10 protein-coding genes are annotated in these 21297 nt (G+C 37.5%); 5 read left to right on the top strand and 5 right to left on the bottom strand.

From position 1 onward, the window contains the following. The first annotated feature begins 210 nt into the window (after window positions 1–210). A complete protein-coding gene (locus PL77_RS25990) occupies window positions 211–1656 on the top strand; it encodes a hypothetical protein (protein WP_156152548.1) in 1446 nt (481 codons plus the stop codon). 229 nt (window positions 1657–1885) lie between these two features. Here the strand turns inward: PL77_RS25990 and PL77_RS25985 are convergent, their stop codons facing one another. Further along, window positions 1886–2437: a transposase gene (locus tag PL77_RS25985; RefSeq protein ID WP_044211729.1), complete on the bottom strand. Its 552-nt coding sequence runs from the start codon at window positions 2435–2437 to the stop codon at window positions 1886–1888. Window positions 2438–3002: 565 nt separating this feature from the next. On the opposite strand from PL77_RS25985, the gene PL77_RS25980 reads away from it, so the two are divergent. Further along, on the top strand, window positions 3003–3302 hold the full coding sequence (locus tag PL77_RS25980; protein ID WP_044211726.1) for a type II toxin-antitoxin system RelE/ParE family toxin: 300 nt from the start codon (window positions 3003–3005) through the stop codon (window positions 3300–3302). Window positions 3303–3313: 11 nt separating this feature from the next. Beyond that, window positions 3314–3631 carry an addiction module antidote protein gene (locus PL77_RS25975; RefSeq protein ID WP_044211725.1) on the top strand — a complete coding sequence of 106 codons (318 nt, stop codon included), beginning with the start codon at window positions 3314–3316 and terminating at the stop codon, window positions 3629–3631. Window positions 3632–4292: 661 nt separating this feature from the next. On the opposite strand, the gene PL77_RS32585 is transcribed toward PL77_RS25975, so the two are convergent. Further along, window positions 4293–4400, bottom strand: a complete 108-nt coding sequence (locus tag PL77_RS32585) for a hypothetical protein (RefSeq protein ID WP_371199276.1) — start codon at window positions 4398–4400, stop codon at window positions 4293–4295. Window positions 4401–4482: 82 nt separating this feature from the next. On the opposite strand from PL77_RS32585, the gene PL77_RS25970 reads away from it, so the two are divergent. Beyond that, window positions 4483–5124, top strand: a complete 642-nt coding sequence (locus PL77_RS25970; protein ID WP_371199275.1) for an SIR2 family protein — start codon at window positions 4483–4485, stop codon at window positions 5122–5124. A gap of 118 nt (window positions 5125–5242) precedes the next feature. Continuing rightward, window positions 5243–7846, top strand: a complete 2604-nt coding sequence (locus PL77_RS31055; protein ID WP_052444742.1) for an NACHT domain-containing NTPase — start codon at window positions 5243–5245, stop codon at window positions 7844–7846. Between the two features lie 111 nt (window positions 7847–7957). Here PL77_RS31055 and PL77_RS25960 read toward each other — a convergent pair whose 3' ends face one another. The 3 genes from PL77_RS25960 to PL77_RS25950 form a co-directional block, all read right to left on the bottom strand. Continuing rightward, window positions 7958–9589, bottom strand: coding sequence for a PfaD family polyunsaturated fatty acid/polyketide biosynthesis protein (locus tag PL77_RS25960; RefSeq protein WP_082026742.1), 1632 nt, complete (start codon window positions 9587–9589; stop codon window positions 7958–7960). A gap of 232 nt (window positions 9590–9821) precedes the next feature. Beyond that, complete coding sequence (locus PL77_RS25955; RefSeq protein ID WP_044211747.1) at window positions 9822–16757, bottom strand: type I polyketide synthase; 6936 nt, start codon at window positions 16755–16757, stop codon at window positions 9822–9824. Between the two features lie 610 nt (window positions 16758–17367). Then, the coding region (locus tag PL77_RS25950) for an SDR family NAD(P)-dependent oxidoreductase (RefSeq protein ID WP_044211718.1) at window positions 17368–21297 on the bottom strand (3930 nt) is incomplete at its 5' end.

Here is a 21297-nt window from a genome sequence, read left to right as displayed (position 1 = left end):
TGTCGAAAGGCGTAACTTAGAACTATGGTATAAGTCTGTGACATATCACCAATCATCCAAATCGGATTTCTAATAGTCCGTAAACCACAAGACTCCATTGACCTCAAATCCATTCGATATGGTAAAGAATGGAAACGCTTTCATCAGAATTAGTTTTTATTTAAATTTCAAAAATATTACAAACTTTTTAATCTACTTAGTCTAAATATCATGCTAAAAACCTTTTTTTTAATGGGTGTAGTACTACTCTCAATGAATACTATTTATGCACAAGAAATTCTGCTTGAAAAGAAAATTGAGTTACGTAAACCATACAAAACAAATGATGGAAACAATTCTCTTCTGTATAAGAGTAATGATCAAATCACATATTTTTTAAATGACAAAGAAAACATCTACAGCTACTTTGTAGACAAAGATACTTATCAGCTGATTGACTCATGTTCTATCACTCTTCCAGACAAAAAACTTAATATTTTAATAGGTTGCAATATTGATGAAACTGGACATCATTATTTTTTCTCGAATGAAAGAAAGAGTAAGTTTCTAGTCAAATCTATATTATCATCCTATGGGGAAGAAGTGAAAATTCCTATTAAGCTGAAAAAAGAAGAGTTCTTGGAAACACTCTACATTAAAGGTAAGTTTTTCGTATTCACCCTCGTTAACTCTAGTTCAATTATTAAAGCATATGAGTTTACAGGTAATCAAGTTTCTAATACTTATACCGTAGATCTTTCCTATTATAATTTTTCAAAAACAGAGAAGAAAACATTATTTGATGTATTAGTGGAACATGCTGACAATTATTCTAAAACACTTTTCAACCTTCAAAAAATAGATATCAACAAACTAAATTCTATTACAGATACATCTAAAAAACATAAGCTATACCAAAACGATAAAAAAATTGTAATTACACTGGATCATGAGAATAACGAAACAAAATTAATCACAATTTTCCCTTCTGATTTTAGCCATAAAATAGAAGTATGCCTTAACAGTAATTTGAGTAATTCCCCTTATACAAAATCAAACTCTTACCTATTAGATGATTATCTTTTTCAAATCGTAGGGAACAGTTCCAAATTATCTGTAAGAGTGAATGATATGAAAAAAAAGGTATTAGTTAATCATTTTGAAGTCAATGAAAAAGAAGTTATTACCTGGAAAAATTCTCCTTTATTTCAAAAAGGTCGTAACTGGCAAAATGCTCTTTTAACCCAAAACAATATTGAACCGGACACTATCAAAAAAACGAAGCAGTTTTTGAAAAAAATTTCGGCATCAGACCTTAGTTTGTCAGTTTATAAATTAGATGATAATTTGGGTGTTACCATTGGAGGTGTAAAAGAAAAAATTACATATGATTCACACAATGACCCTGTAGTCAAGGTAAGTACTCCAAGTAACAACCCTGAATTCAGCTATAAATATTATTATTTCAATACAATAATAGATCCACAAAACTGTAAGCATATCACGGAAAATTCCTCTCTAGAAAAATTAAATGACATCATAAAATTAAATTCTGGTAAGAACATTTATTATCCCTCGCTGTTCATAACTGAAAAAGGCTATTTGTTGAGTCAGTACAATAAAAAGGATAAACTCTTTTATATCAAAAGTTTTAAAAATGAGCCTATCGACCAATAAGGTTTCATTTTATCAAACTATTATTCTTAGTGATCACTGTTAGGCATCACTAAGAATAATACATGTAGAAACGTTTCCCATAACGGCTTCCGAAACACAAGTTCCTCTTCCCTCTTCATTCATACCTTTTACCTCAAAACACCCCTCTGTTATTAGTATCAAGCCGAAAAGTGTTACTTAAAACTCTATTATTGTATAAGTCTGTGACTTATAACACCTCCACTTCCCATTATAACATGTCAACCTCCAATAAATTATATTTCATTCCATGATAGTTAGAAGCACTTGAATAAAGGTAATTCGCCGCTTCTTGTACTATTCCTGCATTGATAGGGTTGTCATGAATATAACCTAATCGTTGTGAAAGTTTTTCGGAAGTGTCTAAAATGACAGGCTGATTATGCTGTTGCCAAAACTGAAATTTCTTGTTATTACTATTTTTTTGACCTGCTCTCTCAAACATCCAAAGCATCCACTCTCTTCGACTTTCTTCTCTGTTTTCTTGAATATTCTTTATAACCGTTTTTGAAGTGTGCTTTTTAAAATCCCTTAAAATATCGGATAGATTGATATGTTGCCCTTTTGTGATAATCAAGTGGACATGATTGCTCATAATTACATAAGCATGAATTTTTAAACCTTTGTTTTTTTGACAAAATCTTAGACTATCTAACAGAATGTTTCGGTATTCTTCTCTTGTGAATACATCTATCCAATAAACTACTGTCATTGTTACAAAATAGGTCGCTTCTTGATCGTAGAAAGAATGTGCTCTTGGCATGATGAATCGTTATAATTAGTTCTAATGAAAGGTAGTAATAATTGGTTGAAATTGGAAGTTATAAGTCACAGACTTATACAATGTGTCAGTTCTAAGTAACGCCTTTCGGCTTAATACCTAGAACAGTGTTGTGGATTAGCAAACCTGTTCAAAAGGTCAGACAGTGTCTGACGAAATGATAATAAATAGAATAGTATACATTGCACCCATCCCCACTGTTCTTGGTGTCAAGCCGAAAGGTGTCACCAAGAACTTGCATTTTGTATAAGTCTATGACTTATCACCAATCACCAAAAAAGCATTCCCACCCTACAAAACAGTAAACTTCCAATAATAGCACTAACCTGTAGGGGCGTTTTAGTAAAACGCCCAACGAACCACAAGCAAAAAACTCCTATACCTGAAGACCTGAGCTTGTAAAATCCATTTCAAGAACACTTAACTAATTCTGTCACAACTTGTGACAAAATCGAAATCAAAAATTTATAATTAACAAAATAGTTCTTACATTCAATAGTAAATATGTACGCTTTACCGTACATTTGTATTATAACGATTCTATACTATGACTGAAAAACAATTTCAAGTAAGAAAAACTGAAGACTTTGATAAATGGCTTAAAGCACTGAAAGACTTGAAAGCAAAAGGTATAATCATCAGACGATTAAATGCAATTGCTACAACAGGTAATTTCGGTAAACATAAGCAATTGAAAGGTCAGAAGAATATGTTTGAACTTATTATTGATTACGGTCAAGGCTATAGAATCTACTATAAAATGTTGTCTGGCGTGATTGTCATTACCATCGGTGGTGGCATAAAGAAAGACCAGAAAAAAGACATTAAAAGACTTTCGAAAAAATAAATATTTGAATCATGGAATCATCAGCGGAAAAAGATCTCGACTTAATGCTCAATTCTACTCCATTTAATCCTTCTGATTATTTAACGGAAGATGAAACGGTGGATTCATTTCTTTTTGAAACAATTGAAGGAGGTGACACAACCGAATTGATGGAGGCAATCAAAGAAGTGGCAAAAGCAACGGGCGTAAAGAAAATTGCAGATACTACAGGGTTAAATAGAGGGAATATCAATCAAATTATCAACAGTAAATCTGATCCAAAATTGAGTACATTCATAAAAATGCTCAATGCCATGGGGCTTAAAATGACAATTTCCTCTGCGGAGTAAAAGATATATTCCCGTTCTAATATATCGTCAACGTTGTAACAATACATATAGATGCGTTGCCTGTAACGACTTACAAATCACAAGCACCTCTTCCCTCTTCCTTCTTACCTCAAAACACCTCTTACCTCAAAAATGGTCCGCAAGCCACAAAGCATTGTAGCTATACAAAACGGTAAACTTCCAATAATAGCACTAACCTAATAAATCACACAAGTAAAAGCGTTGCCTGCAACGGCTAACGAAACACAAGACCTCTTCCCTCTTCATTCTTACCTCTTACCTCAAAACGCCTCTCACCTCAAAACGCCTCTCACCTCAAAAACCCTTTCTTTTTTCGTATTTCTTAATTGAATTGTTTGCTTTGAAGCTTTTTAAAAGCTAATTTGTAACACAAACTACAACGAATCAAATAATAACTGGAACCTCTAGAGTAATTAGATTTTTTGGTTGTCGATTAAAAAGATTTTCGACTTAGTTAAAGTTGATTTTTTATTTGGCACTTATGATGAGTTAAAAATTAACCAACTCTCTCAAACATGAAACTTCAAAATAAGAATGATATCAGTTTGATCGATTATCACTCGGTAGAATCTGTAAAAGATATAATATCGAATAATAGAGAAGATATTTCATTTGTTATAGGAAATGGTATAAACAGATACTATAAAAATGACAACCTTTCATGGGAAAGTCTTCTTCTTGAATTATGGAATACTTTTTCAAAAAAGGAATTCCAGCAAAATGAAATATTTTCAGGGATTTCTTTCACTGAATTCTATGATGCAATAGAAATTCAAAACTTTCACAAAAGTAACTTTAGTTCAAATCTACAAAAGATTGTTAAGGAAAAAATGTCACCATGGGAACCCGATCAAAAGCAAAATATTATAATTGATAAAATAAGAGAACTAAATGCTCCAATTCTTACAACTAATTTTGATGATTTAATTGCAAAATCTTCAAATTTAGAATTCCATAAAACAGAAAAGAAAGGATTTACCGACTTTTACCCTTGGAGTTGTTACCATAGTGATAGAAATCTTGAAAACCCTACTGATGGTTTTGGCATTTGGTACCCTAATGGAATGGTAAAGTATCATAGAAGTATCAAATTAGGATTATCTCAATATATGGGAAATGTTGAACGAGCAAGAAAAATGATTCATAGTAATTATGAAGAAATAGCATTTACAGGAAAAAATCAAAACAACTGGATTGGACAAAAAACATGGTTACATATATTATTTAATAAATCACTATTCATTTTAGGGCTTGGATTAGAGGAAAATGAAGTATTCTTAAGGTGGCTATTAATTGAAAGAGCAAAATACTTTCAACGCTTTCCTGAGCGAAAAAAACTAGGTTGGTACATTACAACAAGAAACGAATCCGACAAAAATTATAATGGAAAAAAGTTCTTCTTAGAATCTGTTGGCATTAAGGTAATTGAAGTAGAAAACTATGATATCCAATACAAACTAATTTGGAATTAGAACTTAAAAAAATTCCAAATTCAATCTTTTTTACAATTTAGTATTATCTCTAATTCAAATAAATTTCTTTATCAAACAAGATAAGGACTTATTTTTTATATAATTATTTATACATTTTATGTTACAAAAAATCACTGAGAAAGAAATTGCAGAAATAAAAAAAAACGCAAATAAACCCACTATTTACAATGGAAACTTCCCATTAAATGAACTAGATGATAGAGAATTTGAAACATTATGTTATTTAATTTTTAAAGAGCAGATAAAATATGATGATATAAGTCTTTCTAGTAAGTTTGATAATATCAATCTGATGTCAGGAGTAGGAGAAAAAGGCTTTGATTCTACACTATATTTTAAGGGTGAGATAAGTGGTTTAATTCAATGTAAAAAATTAAAAACTAGACTAACAAAGCCTCAATTATTAAAAGAAATTTTGAAGTTTATTTTATATACAATAATCGATAAGGAGTTATTACCTAATAAAAAAAACTTCACCTATTACATTATTACTAGTTCTGGTTTTGCTAATACAACTTTAACGTTAATCGAAAATTTTAATAAAAAATCAATATGTGAAGATGTTAAGTCTTTATGTAAAGAAGTTATTTCAAATTATTCAAGTTTAAAGCAAATCGATTTAGATAAACATTTTGATGAAATAATTGATATACTTAAAAGTATTAATGTATGTAAGTTGATACCTGAAGACCTTCAGTTTTTACTTCAAGAGTACTCCAACATATCAAAGTCATTCTTTAAAATATATACGGCAACTGATAATACTCTAATTGAAAATGTTATAACGACTTATTTACAACCAATACTTAAAAGTGTAAATAATGAAACTAATAGAGTAGAAGATTATCAATTTCGTTTTAAAGAATATCTATTAAGAACTTTGAATAAATATTCTTCATCTCAAACACTAGTATTTGGAAATCAACAAAAAAAAATCGAAGATTTCTATTATCCTTTGACTCTTTCATGCAAATCAGAAGAAGAATCAATTCATAAAATAAAAACACATAAATTCTCTGATGATTTCATACCACATTATAAAAAAGTTTTGATTTGTGATCATGGAGGTATGGGCAAATCAACAATATTAAAATGGCTTTTTCGATCATGTACAATAGAGAATAAAGGTATCCCCATTTTTATTGAATTAAGAAGTTTAAATAGCCAAAATTCTATAATAAAAGAAATTACAAATCAATTAGAACCTTTAGATTTAAAACTTGAAGAAACTTTGACAAGAAAATTAATTTCTGGAGGTGGTTTTATTTTCTTTTTTGACGGATATGATGAAATCTCAAAAAGAAATAAAAAAGCAGTTACAAAAGATCTTTCTGACTTTATTTCAAAAGCTAATAATAATTTATTTGTAATATCATCAAGACCAGAAAATGCTTTAAAAACTTTTGGTGACTTTCAGGAATTTAGTATTGACAGACTGAAAATAGATGAATCTTTCGAGCTAATAAAAAAAATTGGTGATAACAATACAAAATCTCTTCAGCTTATTGATCAACTAAAAAAAGATAAACGAAAAGAATTAACAGAATTCTTGGAAAGTCCATTATTAATATCTCTATTATATAAAAAATTTGAACATAGAGAAAATATTCCAATTCAAAAACAAGAATTCTATTGGGAAGTTTTTGAGGCATTATTTCAAGCTCATGACATTATAAAAGGAGATAGATTTGAAAGAGATAAAGAATCAGGATTAACACTACATGAATTTCATAAAATTCTAAGGGCAATCGCTTATTTCTCATCATTACTTAATCAAATAGAGTTTAATCAAAAAGAACTTGAAAGTTTTATTACAAAAGCAAATGATTTTTATCCTGGTGTAAAATTTGAAAGTCCTAATTTTATTCATGATTTAGTTAACACAGTCCCAATTTTTCAAAAAGAAGGGTTAAAATATAAGTGGGCACATAAAACTCTCCAAGAATATTTTGCAGCGGAATTTATATGTAGAGATACAAAGGAAAATCAAGGAGAAATATTGAAAAGATTAACTACTGAAGAAAACTCAAAATCTTATTATGGTATTATAGATCTATGTTATGACATTGATTACAAATCTTTTCGAAAACACATTCTTTTCCCTTATTGTAAGGAATATGTCAAATATTATTACAAGAATATTCAAAAATACAAAACACATGATTCCTTCAAATTAATAAATAATATATCAGATCACCTTTTTGATGCGAGAGTAGCATTATTTGAACTTGATTTAGCTGCTTTAAATAGTTTCATTAATGGCATACCTAATTTTGGTCCTGAAATCGAAGAAATATTAGGTTGCGAAATTAAATCACTAGAAATCAGTCTTAGCATTTTCAAAAAAAATAAAAATGATTATGGTATTCTTAAAATAAATAATGGGTTCCCATTAAAAAAGTTATTAATTAATAAAAAAAGTTGCTTAATTAATTTTCACAAAAGAAAAAATAAGGAAATAAAAGATATGAACCTTGAGTTCAATAAAACTATTGATAAAATTAATTTCTATTTTATTCCTAATTGTATTGACAGTGTAGTAAGAAAACATATAAATGATTTAGAAGTATTTGATAATATTCTTACAGGTTACTGCTATAATATTAAAAATTTCGAGAAATTAATCCAAGAGGTGAAAAGAGCAGAAGAAAAAGAAAAACAAACAGATTTTTTCTTCCCTGGTTTAGAAATGAACTATTAAGTCTTAAAATAAATCAGAATCACTTTTGTTAAAGACAAAAAAAGACCCCGCCGCCAAAAGCCACGGGGTCAATCAGAATAAATAAGATATGAATGAACAGCGAAGCGTGAATTAATATTTCACACTTGCTGCTTTGAATTTGCCGTCGATTTGTACGCCTTGCATTTCTAAGTATTGCAATCTGTACAAGTAAGCTGCACCGTTGAACAATGAATGAGCAACGTCTACTGCTTTACGGTTTTCCCAGTTTTCAAGAGGAGTACCTTTTACCCACTCGTTGAATGCACCCATGGCAGGACCACACCAGATTTGGTAATCCAACTCTCTGCCTTTCACACCACGGTTTGCCCATGATGAAGAAAGTCCTAAGTACCAACGGAAGATCAATGCCATCTTACGCTTTGGATTGTTTTCTGATCTTGTGATTTGCTCTGGATCACGCTCTTGGAAAAACTCAATACACATCTTCCAGATGTTCTCTAAAGTATCTTGGAAGACGGTCTTTTCTAACGTTGTACGCTCTTTGGCTGGAATCGCATCGATGCCGTCATAAGCGATGTACGTATCATATAATTTTTGTGCTCTTAAAGCGAACAATGTTCCCTTCTTCAACACTTGTAGTTTCACTCCCAACTCAAACATATCTGATGCTGGCGCCATCATGATGTCTGTCATTCCCGCTTGTGCTAACACCTTACGAGAGTGGTCTGATGCACCTGACTCTAAACATGCTTGGTTGATTGAACCTGTTACTACAAACGCCGCTCCCATAGCGAAAGCCGCTAATACCGATTGAGGCGTTGAGATACCACCTGCAGCACCTACACGTACTTGCTCAGGGTAGTTCAATTCTTCTTGGATTCTGTTTCTTAACAATAACACTGACGGTAATAAAGATACCAACGGTCTATTGTCTGTATGTCCACCCGAATCCGCTTCTACAGTGATGTCGTCTGCCATTGGTACTGATAATGCCAATGTCGCTTGCTCAGCCGTAATCTGTCCTTCTGCTACCAACTTGTCTAAGATCGACTTTGGAGCTGGACGCATGAATTTCTCTGCTACTTCTAAACGAGATACTTTAGCGATGATCTTGTTTTCCATCTGGATCAATCCATCCGCGTTTTTGCGTAACCCTGCCGCTCTGAACTTCACTACAAATGGTGTTAAGTCCATAAATGCAGACGCTTCAATCACTTTCACACCACGCTTTAAGAACAACTCACAAGCTTCACGCTCTAAAGCTACCTCGTTCGGTGAGTGAATCAAGTTGAATGCATACGGTCCGTTCGGTAGTGCCGCTTGGATTTTGTCGATCGCCTGCTCAATTCTTGAAGGGATCAATCCACCTGCACCAAATGAACATAACATTCCTGCTTTACCCAATGCAATCACTAGGTCTTCCGAAGAAATACCGTTGGCCATTGCACCGCCCATATAGTTATATTTCAAACCATACGCCGCTCTGAATGAAGGATCACCCAATGCTTCTGGAGCATAAGCTGGAATGTTGGCTAATAGTTCTGCAGACTGTAAATCCGATGAAGAGGCTGTTCCCATTCCATCCGCTACACCTACTGTACCTTCTTGGTTTCTGATCACAAAAAGCTGTTTGTCTAATTTCTCAAACTGCTGCTTGATCTCCTCCGTTGTATATTTTGCAAAGCTTGAAGCACCAAACCACTTTGATGTGGACTTGGCTGCTATTTTTAAGCCGTTGTTTTTTGTCAATGTCGTATTCATCTTTTTGAATGAATAATTAAGTGTTATCAATATGTTTCAAGTGTTAAGCGCTAGCGTCACTTGGAACTGTTTATTGGCGAAGTCTCCCGACTTCGAATCCTACTTTGTGTTTATTTCGAAGTCAGGAGACTTCGCCAATGTGTCATCACAAGTGACGCCTGTCGGCTTAACACTTGCGATATAGGCATCATCAGCCCATGATTTAAATCATGGGCTGATGATGCGGTTGAAATTAACCGATTACTAAAGAAAGGTCCGTTAATTCATAGATTCTCAAATCGCCTTTCCAAAGGTTCGCATCCACAAGGATTACGACTTTACCGTTTTCCTTTGTTACTTCTTTGATATGGCAATCCAAGTTCATTGTTGGGTCACCTTGAAGGATTTGACCTCTGTATTTCCAAACGGTTTTGTTTGGAGCGTGGTGGTTGAAACCAACGTTCGCTAAACCGTCACCTAAACCTTGTTGTAAAGCCCAAACTTGTACCGCTTGGTGGATCGCTTCTACACCCAATGAACCTGGCATTACAGGATCTTGGTAGAAGTGGCAAGTGAAGAACCAATCGTAGTTATGGATGGCACGAGTGGCGTGGATATAACCTTTACCGTACTTACCACCTTCTTTGATGATTGTAGCACTGTCTAACAAGTTCAGTTGGTCTTCTGCCAAGTGTAATCTTGGTGAAGCTGGGTTAGTAGACTTGTACAACTTCATTTTACCGAATAATGAATCCAAGTTGAAAGTGATGGCTTTCGATTGGTCATAGTCTGTTACGTCTTTCCATGCTGGTACTTTCTCACCTGAGTCTAAACCTGCTTGGCTAGAAAGATCGGCTACTGTAAAGAATCCGAATGAAGATGAACCTACGTAGAATACTGTACCGTCTACTGAAAGTTCGAAAGTATAACGTTGTAATACTGTACCTGCAAGGTTGGTATGCGACGTCATCACTACTTTGTTCGTGATCGTCTTTCCTCTTAGATCAACATCAACTAACATCTCACCGTCACCGTCAAGGTTACGGAAGAATAAGTCTTTGTCTGGCACTGATAAAGTAGATCCCAAGTAAGCACCTAAGAAACCACATGGCTGTAAAGCAACTTCCATCAATACAGAATAAGGCATTACTGGAGAAGCATTTTGCTTGAAGTACCATGCATCTACAGGAACATCGTATTCAGAAATGATTGTAGGGTTGTTGCTGAAGTCGTGTCTTTCATTGCTGATTGACAATACTCTTGAGATCACTTGAAGATCCGTGTTTGGCTGACGTGATAATGAACGTCCTTCGAATACTTTGTACTCATCACCGAAACACTTGTATACTGGACCTAATGCGAATTGAGTGATGTCACCTTCGTCTAATAAAACTGGCTTGTTCACTGGCTTCACATACACACCGTGGTTAGTGTTCGCTAAGTCCTTTTTATATTGAGGGTTGTCTTTTTCTTGTAAACGAAGACCTAAGTTTTCGAAGTACACTGATGACAATCCATCATAAACAATTTCTAAGTCGGCTACTACGTATGGCTCAGGTACTAAACCTACCTCTTTCACGTCCATACGGTAGATCAATTTACCGTCTTTTGCATTTACCTCTTTACGGCATCTTACCTTCTGAGGAATATCTAATACCGGTTGGAAACGAGCGTCTTTTGTCAAACGTTGCATACCCATGTACAACATTAAGAAACGCAATAACTGTCCACCGCCTTCTGCTTGTAATGAACCGGCTAATACTTCGTCATCTCTAAAGTGACAAGGGAAGTACCAATCGTCCGCTTTCAAGTCTTTCTCAGCTTCAATCCATCCTAGACCCGCGTGACCACCTTTGATGTCCAACTTCGTGATACGGTCTAACATTAAGATGTCTTTTGGAGGAAGACGTAATGATTTGTTTCTACCTAAAGTATTGTAATCCGAACCAAATACACCTGCCAAATCACCTTGAGTTAACGCTAAAAGCTCCTCTTGGTTGAATGTCGTTTTATCACAGTGTAAAAGTGGCTCGAAGAATTGCTTCTTACGGTTGTTTCTTTCCTCTAATTCCTCTGGCTTGTATACTACACCTTGACCTTCCGCCAAGTCTGCTTCGTTGAAGAAACCAGCACAACCGCCACGCATCTTCAATACCATTCTGTCCTCTACGTAGCAATCGTAACGGAAGAAGAATAAAAGGTTGTTACCATTACGTACATAGCTATCGATGCTGATGTCATAACGTAACGTTTGTCCTTCGAAAGGAAGGTCATCCAAGAAAGTCAACGTACAGTCTAATAGACGGTATTTGTACTCTCCTTTGTTTTGGAAGTCAATCCCCAAATATGAAATCAATAATAAGTCACACTGACCTGATTCTACTGCTACAGCCCAAGGAATTTGTCCGTCTGTCGCAAACCATGAGTTGTAAGGAATATCGTACTCAGTCGTCAAGCTTGATGGCTTGTACTCATTCGTTTTCGCATTCAATTTTGTTACACGGCTCACCAATAAGTAGGGAGGCATTGGCAACATTACACGACAAGGGTAAGTGTCGATAATTGAGTACTCAGGTCCGAATACATCTGAGATTTTTCCAGTAGCAAAAGTCAATAGATCTTGCTCATTCCAGATTGCATCTTTTTTACTTGCTTTGTAATCCGGTGCATCAAAATCATAAAGTGCCAAGCCATTCTCAGCAATCTTTTGTTTCACCTTATTTTCAATCACATCTAAGGTTGAATTCTTATCCATATCTTTGGTGGTTGTTTGTTCTTCTTTTTCTTCTGATAAAGCAAACATGTCAAACTCCTCTCCTGCTAGTACAGGCTCCGCTGTATTGACTCTGTTTGTTGAATTGATGAAGGCTGCTTTGTTTTCCGCAGTTAATGCGAACTCTTCAAAACGGTTGCCTCCTGTATGTAAAGTCTTATAGATTTTCTTTCTTTGAATGCCCTTCGTTGAAGTCTTCGCAATGATGGCTTGAAGATCAAGTTCTACGCCCTGACCTAGCAATTGTGCTACCATTCCCATAAAGCTCTTCAATGAATCCGAACCCTTACGGTCCGTTGCAATCGTAGCATGTTCCTTGTCTTTCAAGATCTCACCGATCCATCTCGAAAGTGTAGCATTTGCTCCCACTTCAATAAACAATTCGTGCCCGTCTGCATGCATGCTTCTGATCAACTTCGGAAGGTTCACTTCCTCACAGCATACGTCTTTCGCATTTTTCGCAATCGCATCTTCATTCAATGCGATAGGCTTTTGTGTCACACCCGAATAAACCGTCTGCGTGATCTCCTTCTGTAATGGAAGGTGGTGCATTGTGATAAACTCGTCCGTTACACGGCTGATAAATGGATGATGTACACAGTTGTTAATCGTCAATGTCACCGATGAAAGCGCATGTTTCTTCATGATTTCTTCCAAGATGTCATTGTCACCTGAGATGATGATTTCAGAGTCCGTATTGATGAACGTCAAGTACACTCTTTCGTACTTTCCTTCCACTTCGCCTCTAAACCAATCTTCTAAAGTGTTATACCCTAATGTTTTTGCATTTAAGGTAATCAAACGGCTTCTCCACTTTTCTTTTGCTGTCGCCGCATCCATTTTCCATTCTTCACCAAGAATCGTCATTGGACCGCCTACAACTTCAGAGAAAATATTTGACTCCAAGAATTTCTCATCTACTAAATGAGTATCCCAGAATCCTTGACTGTACCATAAGCTTGAAGTTTCCCCCATGCTGTACCCTGCCAACGAATCCGATTTTACTTTTAAAATATCTTGTAAAAGCTTGGTGTAAGCAGAAGCAAAGGCAACACCAATCGCCATTACAGGAAGGGCGTTAGTTCCTAAACTTTCCTCTTGCTTTTTCACTTCCTCTGCCGTTGGCTTTGTAAGTGATCTTGGGTATAAAAATTCTGTAAAGAACGCTCTGTTCGGATGGTTCACAGAATTATTAATATGATCATAAAGGGTTGGGAACATCTGTAATAATGAAGCTCCAAAACCTTGGTAAGCCGCACCAGAACCAGGGTACATCATCGCTACTTTTGCATCCTTACTGATAGGGTTAGGATTGTAGTAACTACCCGTTGGCATTTGCAATGCTTTCTTCCCTTTGTAAGCATCCTTCATGTGCGCTTGGAAAAACGCCACATCACGCATTAATTCTTTCTCGCTTTTCGCAACGAAAATAGGCTTAATAGGTGCATTAGGATTAAATGCTTCGCAAAGTTTGTCTGATGTTTCATTGAAACCTAGCGTCTCTACATCAGTTAAAACGCCTAAAAGTTGTTCGTTGATTCCTGCTGGTCTTTCAATAGAAAGTGGGAATAAACGCTCTCCTCCTTTGGCTAAATAAGGACTGCGTTCGTCTAACTGCGGATGCGTCCCTTCAGACATTAAAACATGTGCTGAAGAACCATCAGTCGCTAAACCTGAAATCGCCGCTCTTAATGTATCTTTTCCTTCTTCGATCACCCAAGGTGATGAAACCTGAGGAACGTAGAAAGGTGTGTTTTTAAATTTCTCCTCGAATTTAGGACCTGACCACTGAGGGGATGCAGGAATAAATCGATGGTATAAAGCTAAAGCTGAACGGATAATAGAAGCGATACCCGAAGCGGAGAACGTATGACCTACGGTTGCTTTTGCTGAACCTAAGGCACATGTTAGTTTCTCCTCTTTTGATTGGTACACTGAAGTCAAACCTTCAATTTCCGCTTTATCTTCTGAAGCAATACCTGATGCTGAAACTTCTAATAATCCGATATCAGAAGCATCCAAACCATTACTTTGTAATAACTCTTCCGCACCTTTTGCTACAGCTTGAGCGTTAATTTCTCCATTCAATGAAGACAGGTCCGACTGCACAATCGCCACATCATCAATTTGAGCATACACACGATCATTTTTCGCATCTTCTGCTCTCTTGATTACAATAGCACCTGCACCTTCACCGATATTCCATCCGTTCGTTTCTGTATTCCAACCAAATGAAATATCACCTGTATTAACTGGGTTCAAGACGTGACGGCTTAATACCCCTTCCATACTTCCGGATAAGTCGATCGCACCCACCACAACGGCATCCACTTCACCTAAAGCCAACATATTTCTTGCTACGTCCAATGCTTTATATACTGCATTTTCGTTTGATGAAATCGTGAAGGAAGGTCCCGTGAAATCCCAAAGTGCTGAAACTCTGCTTGAGATGATGTTACCGATAAATCCAGTGTGTTCTGATGGAGAGTGGTCTTCGAAGGCTTCGAATACAGAGTTTTTCAAGACATCAGAAAGTGCATCTTTCTTCTTGACTTCCATATCCAAACCAGCCATTTCCAAGGCTTTCTCCACTTGCCAAATCAGATCCCAACGTCCCATACGGTGGTGGATTTCCAATTCAGATTCCATTGCTGTCAATACCGCAATGTTCGCTCCTTTGCCTTCCAGTTCTTTTAAACCTGCATCATGCAATGCACGGTCTGCCACTGTCAGCATTAAAGTCTGCTGTAACGTTAAACGTTCCGCTTCTTTCGGTTGGATTTTGAAACGAAGAATATCCAAATCAAATTCTTCCAACCACGCTCCTTTCAAGCGTTTAATATCTTCAAGCCCAAGTCCTTTTTTCAACGTCTCCAACTCTTCCATTCCTTTCCAACGGTTGGCTGGAAGGTCTTTGAAGAATTGCTGTCCTTGATAAAGGGATAAATAAAAGTCTTCCAAGCTGGCACATCCACCGAAGTGAAGGTCCATACCCACAATGGAAAGCGGTTGCTTAGGTGATGTAATTTGTTCTTTTTCTACCTCCACTTTCTCATCGTAAGCCGATAAGATCATGTGGGCGTTGGTACCACCAAAACCGAAAGCGTTGATACCTGCGTGAGGCAACTCTCCTTTTTGTGGCCACTCTTTATTCTCCAACATCATCTGGTCTCTACCGACTTTCTGATCGTTGGAATGTACAGCACCGTCAATTTTGATCGTTGCTGGGATAAATTTCTTTTGCATCGCAAGGATCACTTTCAGCATACCCGTCATACCGGCCGCTGTAAGCAAGTGTCCCATATTCGATTTTACAGACCCTAAGAATGGAGGTCTTACTTCTTCTTGTGCAAAGAAATCGCTGATCGAATTAATCTCCGTCGTATCACCTAGAGGCGTACCCGTAGCGTGACATTCCAAGTAATCAATTTCAGCAGGTGTCAAGTTTGTTCCTTTATAGGCTCTCTCGAAAGAAAGTTTTTGTCCTTTAGGATTTGGACTTAAAAGGAATTTACCTTTACCATCATTTGATAAACCAACACCATCAATAACGGCTAAGATCTTGTCTCCATCTTTCTGCGCATCGCTTAATCGTTTTAAAACGACCATACCTGCACCTTCTGATGAAGTCAATCCGCCTGAAGTATTATCCAAAGGCGCTGACTTTTCATTCATACGTGCATACGCATGGAAGTAAGAGAAGCCCATGTGAATAAACAATGGATCGGCACCACTTACGGCACCTGCCAACATCATGTCAGCTTTACCCAATTGTAATTCATCAATGGCTAATTTTATGGCGTATAAACTAGAGGCACAAGCAGCGTCTAATGAATAGTTGGTCGAAGTCAATCCTACCGCTTGAGCGATCAAGGCAGAAGGTGAATTCGTCAATAATGTTTCGTGAATATTAGCGTCGTAGTTCGTATTCGCGAAAGGAACTTTCACTTCCTCTCCTGTTAACTCAGTGAATACTTTCCCTGCCATATCTGCATAGATAGGTGAGAATATTTGACGTGATCGACGGGTTGGGAAAGACAAGTTACCCACAATAACACCGCAATTTTTGTCCTGCGTATTTTGCCAGTAACCACTATCTTTTAAGGCTTGTTGAGCTACATATAACGACCACTTGAACTGATCGTCTTGTTTTGCTAATAAGTTTTTCTGGATTTTATAGTCCGATGGATCAAAGTCGAAGTCACGAACATAACCACCACGAATCGCATAACATTTATCCAGTTTTCCTTTTTCTGTATGATAAAGTCGTAAGGGATCTTGTCCAAACGTCTTTTCATCAGATAAAGTCACGAGGTCTTTGTTTTCTAGAAGGTTGTTCCAGAATGTATCGAGAGTGGCTGACCCTGGAAAGAGTCCTCCCATACCAATGACCGCAATTTTGTCTTTTTTACTCATTCTATATCTTATTTTCTCCTTTCCCTTTTTATGAGGTAAGAAGTTTAATTGATAGGTTATCCCCGTCAATGTTTCAAGTGTTAAGCGTTAGCGTCACTTGGAACTGATAATTGGCGAAGTCTCCCGACTTCGAACATAATCACCACATTTTTATTCATTTCGAAGTCAGGAGACTTCGCCAATGTGTCATCACAAGTGACGCCTATCGGCTTAACACTTGCGATATAAAGATTTGGGTAGACACATAGGTCTACCCCTACATTCAATTTTGGCGTCTAAGATTTTCACCTAGACAAATGATTCAGCTTTTCAACTTTATCACTTAGATGACTCAGGTCTAACGAAAGACCTGAATCATTATATTTTACTAGCGCAAGTGTTCAGCGAAGCGTCACTTGTGCTTGTTATTTTGAATAAGTCTGTAGACTTATAGATCTAAAAGTCTACAGACTTTTTTCAGTATCTAGGTCCAAGTCTCGCTATCGCTTAAGACTTGAACCAGATGTTTGTGTGTGTGGGCCTATTGTGGAGAGGTTGATGAAAATAGGATGTTACTCCACATTTTGCGGGTAAACACATAGGTTTACCCCTACATACCTCTTCCCTCAATTTATTGCCAAGTTAATTCACGGCTGATAGTCATTGCCGCTCCGTAACTTTTCATATAAACTTTTCCAGTTTCAGCATCGTAAGCTGTAATGTCTGAAACCATTGAGAAGTCATCTGCTTTTTTCACCTCGATCTTCACATAGAATGGCTTACCGAATGGCAAGGCATCGAAGATCTCAACGTAATCAGTACTTAATGGTAAACTTGCTGCTCCGTGGAAGCGACGTACCCAAACGACTGCTCCTTGGTACATGATATCCATTAGGTAAGGATTCACTTTTTTCACTGGTACTTGACCTTGACGTTCTTCGGTCACACCTTCGTGCTCACATAAGAAAATCATGTTTTTCTCGTCCATTTCAAGGATCGTTTTGATTCCGTTGAAATCAGCACCGTGGAAAAGCGTTCCGTCTGTATATACTGAAGAAGCATCGGCAACCGCTGGTGTATTTGCACTGTTTGGTAATGCTAATACGGGTGCTTCAACTGGTTCAGAAGTTAAAGTGATTTGCGTTTGGTAATGGTTCAGCGGAAGTTTACCTCCATTATCGCTAGAAACGTTTACTGTCAACGTTACAGTCTTTTCTGATTTTGACGTTTCTGTAACCTTAATTGTGTAGTCTTCCGCCTGAGTACCATCAAATACAATTCCTTTGAAAAGCTTCGCGTTGTCTACTCTTTGGATGTTGAAGCCAGGATATAAATCCGTCGCCGTTTGAACCATCCAAGTAGAAGCGTTTACGATTGGTAATACTGCATTACCTTGGATCATATGATGTTGAAGGAAAGGATTTTTCTCTTCCGTCATATTTCTCTTGATCGTAAAGCTTTTCAAGTCACCTGTAATATCTGCTTTCGCAAGTGGTAAAGTACCACCTAAAATCACTTGAGGTTGTGCTTTAAAAGCGTCACTTAATTGATCCACCATTGCTACAGGACCTTCATCAGAAGGAACTAGAGAAACACCGTGCGCTTCGAATAATTTCTTTAATTCTCCGCTTACCATACCTGCATCCCATGCACCCCAGTTGATAGAAGCAACATGTACGTCTGGATGGTTTTTCTTGAATAAGTGTGCTACTCTGTTCAATACCTCGTTGGCAATTGCATAGTCTGTTTGACCAACGTTACCATAGAACCCAGCTACAGAAGAGAACAATACAACGTGTTGGATATCGTGAATACTACCAGCGGCTACGGCTGCTAATAAACCAGAGATCTTCACATCATAAACGTTATCGAAGTCTGTTGCTGTTTTGTTTTCTATCAGTTTGTCTGCTAAACGACCTGCACCGTGGATGATTCCTGTAATTGCTCCTGTTTTCGCAACGATTGGCGCTACAGCTGCTTTTAATTTTTCAGCATCTGTAACATCTGCCGCAGTGTAATGTGCTTCCGCTCCAACACTTTGAATGTACGCTAAGTTCTCTTGGATTTCTCTTTGAGAAAGTACCGCACCTACCATTCTGTTGACTGTCTTAGGAAGTGGTTTCTCACCGCTTTCCTTCAAGAACATCATGGCATTTCTTTTCAAGATTGGCTCTTCTGCTACACCTTGTGCCCATGTTGGCTCTTCTGTAGTCAATGCCGAACGACCTACTAAGATAAACTTAGACTTGTACGTTTTCGCCATTGCTCTAACACAATCCGCCGTTACACCTTTGGCACCACCTGTTACTAAGAATACGTTTTGAGAAGTGATACTTGAAGTACGCATTGTACCTGCTGTATGCGCTTGCTCAACTGCTGCAAGAGTGAAACGTTTTCCTTCATCGTTGTAAGAAGTTTCAGTTGTAGAAACGTCAGCGTCATTTAATTCCGCTACGATTTTCTTAGCTGCAACTTCCGCCTTCAATTGAGGAGAAAGGTCTACACCTCTACAGAATACGTTAGTCCATTCTAAGTTTAATGATTTCGTTAATCCGAAGTATCCACCTCCGATTACTGAAACATTACCAGGGTTCTTCGTTCCGAAAGCACCTTCTAAACGTGTTACCGTCATGAATGAAGCTCTAGTTGATTTAGAAGCATATTCATTTAAAGTAGGTTTTAAGTGCTTCGCCAATAAGTAAGCCGCTTTCAACAATTCTTTTTCCTTGTCGAAGTGCATACCCCATTGACCTAACGGGAATCTAAAGTGAGGATGTACATTAATAAATTGATCTACTCCACCGATTTGAGCTAATGCTGCTTTGATCGCATCATCAGAAATTTCAGCTAGAGCAATCTCCTTTACCTCGTTTGGTAAAGTCACTGCCGATTGACGAACCAATGAAGCTGGCATTGTCAATACAGCTACTTTTCTTCCTTCAGCCAATAATTCTTGTGCTAAAGAAACTGTTAATCCCGAGCCATCATTTGTAATGACTGTCCATGCATCTGCATTTTTCTCGATCACCAATTGATCTGACTCGGGAATATATTTCAACTGTACATCGTAGCGGGCTACGCGATCATAGTTTCCAGAAAGGAATGAAGTATGATCTTCTGCAACTGTTGTTTCTTCTACTTCGTTAGTAGACTTTTTTTTTTCCGCGATTGACGAATTAGTATTCGCCTCTACACTGGGGGTGGACGCTCCTGCCTTTGAAGAGATGTACTCAGCAATCTGAGCTAACGTTCTCAACTCGGCTAATTCTTGAGGATCTACTCCTTGAACTGATGGATTCGCTTCTGTCATTGCACCGAAGATCTCTACACGTTTGATAGAGTCGATACCTAAATCAGCTTCCATGTCCATACCCATTTCTAACATCTCAGCTGGGTAACCTGTCTTCTCTGCGATTACTTCTAAAAGTGATGCTTCGATTTCTGCGTTTGTTACGCCACCTGAAGTTGGTGCTGCTGCTGGAGCTGGTGTTTCAGCTACTGGTGCAGGAGCTGCTGCCGGTGCTGATGTTGCACCTGCTTTTCCTGAAATATATTCAGCAATTTGAGCTAATGTTCTTAACTCTGCTAATTCTTGTGGATCTACGCCTTGAACTGATGGATTAGCCTCTGTCATCGCACCGAAGATCTCAACACGCTTGATAGAGTCAATTCCTAAGTCAGCTTCCATGTCCATACCCATTTCTAACATCTCAGCTGGGTAACCTGTCTTCTCTGCAATTACTTCTAAAAGCGATGCTTCGATTTCTGCGTTAGTTACGCCACCTGAAGTTGGTGCTGGTGCTGGAGCTGGTGTTTCTACAACTGGCGCTGCTGCTACTGGAGCCGCCACTGGTGCAGGAGCTGCTGCCGGTGCTGATGTTGCACCTGCTTTTCCTGAAATATATTCAGCAATTTGAGCTAATGTTCTTAACTCTGCTAATTCTTGTGGATCTACGCCTTGAACTGATGGATTAGCCTCTGTCATCGCACCGAAGATCTCAACACGCTTGATAGAGTCAATTCCTAAGTCAGCTTCCATGTCCATACCCATTTCTAACATCTCAGCTGGGTAACCTGTCTTCTCTGCAATTACTTCTAAAAGCGATGCTTCGATTTCTGCGTTAGTTACGCCACCTGAAGTTGGTGCTGGTGCTGGAGCTGGTGTTTCTACAACTGGCGCTGCTGCTACTGGAGCCGCCACTGGTGCAGGAGCTGCTGCCGGTGCTGATGTTGCACCTGCTTTTCCTGAAATATATTCAGCAATTTGAGCTAATGTTCTTAACTCTGCTAATTCTTGTGGATCTACGCCTTGAACTGATGGATTAGCCTCTGTCATCGCACCGAAGATTTCAACACGCTTGATAGAGTCAATTCCTAAGTCAGCTTCCATATCCATTCCCATTTCTAACATCTCTGCTGGGTAACCTGTCTTCTCAGCGATTACTTCTAAAAGTGATGCTTCGATTTCTGCGTTAGATACTCCACCTTGAGTTGGAGCTGCAGTTTCTTGAACTGGTGCTGTTGCTACTGGAGCTGCCGCTGGAGCAGGAGTTGCCGCCGC

It is taken from the genome of Flammeovirga sp. OC4 (assembly GCF_000812565.1).
Taxonomy (GTDB): domain Bacteria; phylum Bacteroidota; class Bacteroidia; order Cytophagales; family Flammeovirgaceae; genus Flammeovirga.
The sequence above is the reverse complement of the archived record's forward strand: the minus strand, read 5'-3'. Positions and strand labels throughout refer to the sequence as shown.